This window comes from Streptomyces sp. NRRL B-24085, assembly GCF_001282115.1.
In the GTDB taxonomy this organism is placed as follows: domain Bacteria; phylum Actinomycetota; class Actinomycetes; order Streptomycetales; family Streptomycetaceae; genus Streptomyces.
Map to the genome: position 1 here is coordinate 1 of NZ_LJBR01000588.1, position 1231 is coordinate 1231.

Sequence of the window (1231 nt, forward strand, 5' to 3'; positions counted from 1 at the left end):
CCGACCCCGACCAGCTGCTGCTGCGGTGGGTCGGCTGGTCCCAGCCGCCCGACTGGCAGCTCGCCTTCGCCACCGCCCTGACCCGGACCGTGTCGGCGGCGATGGACATGGCGGGCGGCCGCCGCGGCTCCCTCGACGGCGAGCTGCCCCGGCAGCGCCCCTGGCAGCGGGCCCTGAGCTGGTTCATCTCCTCCTACCCGCTGCTCGGCGGCATCGCGGCCGGCATCACCCTGGTCGCCGACGCCGAGATCGCCCGCGCCCACGGCATCGCCGTCGCCGCCGTCGACACGGAGGCCGCCGAGATCTACGTCAACCCGCTGCAGCGCCTCGACGACGAGGAATGGCGGTTCGTCCTCGCCCACGAGATGCTGCACGCCGCCCTGCGCCACGGCGACCGCTGCGGCACCCGCGACCCCTACCTCTTCAACGTCGCCTGCGACTACGTCATCAACGGCTGGCTGAACCAGATGCAGGTGGGCACCATGCCCGAGGGCCTGCTCCACGACCCCGACCTCACCGGGCTGTCCGCCGAGGAGGTCTACGACCGCATCGCCGGCGACCTGCGCCGCATGCGCCGGCTGTCCACCCTCCGCGGCAAGGGCACCGGTGACATCCTCGGCGGTCCGCTCGGCTCGCCCCGCGACTACGTCGACCTCGACGAGTTCTACCGCCGGGGCCTCGCCCAGGGCCTCGACCTGCACCAGCGGCAGGAGCGCGGCTTCCTGCCCGGCGGCCTGGTCGAGGAGATCCGGGCGCTCAGCCATCCGCCGCTGCCCTGGGACGCCCGACTCGCCCGCTGGTTCGACGAGTTCGTGCCGAGCCCGCAGCCCGTGCGGTCCTACGCCCGCCCCGCGCGCCGCCAGTCCGCCACCCCCGACATCCCGCGCGCCGGCCGGTACTTCCCGCCCGAGGAGACCGCCCGCTGCACCTTCGGCGTGGTCCTGGACACCTCCGGCTCGATGAGCCGCACCCTGCTCGGCAAGGCGCTCGGCGCGATCGCCTCGTACGCCGAGGCCCGCGACGTACCCGCCGCCCGGGTGGTGTTCTGCGACGCGGCACCGCACGACGCCGGCTATCTGCCCGTGACCGAGATCGCCGAGCGGGTCCGGGTGCACGGCCGCGGCGGCACCGTCCTGCAACCCGGCGTCGACCTGCTGCACCGCGCCGACGACTTCCCCGCGAGCGCCCCCGTGCTGGTGATCACCGACGGCTGGTGCGATGTGCTGCGGGT

1 protein-coding gene is annotated in these 1231 nt (G+C 74.6%); it reads left to right on the forward strand.

Annotation, left to right across the window (positions count from 1 at the left end; translation table 11 throughout):
• Window positions 1–1231 (forward strand): DUF2201 family putative metallopeptidase (locus tag AOJ26_RS39860; RefSeq protein ID WP_053853224.1); only part of this gene is annotated, 1231 nt, incomplete at both ends.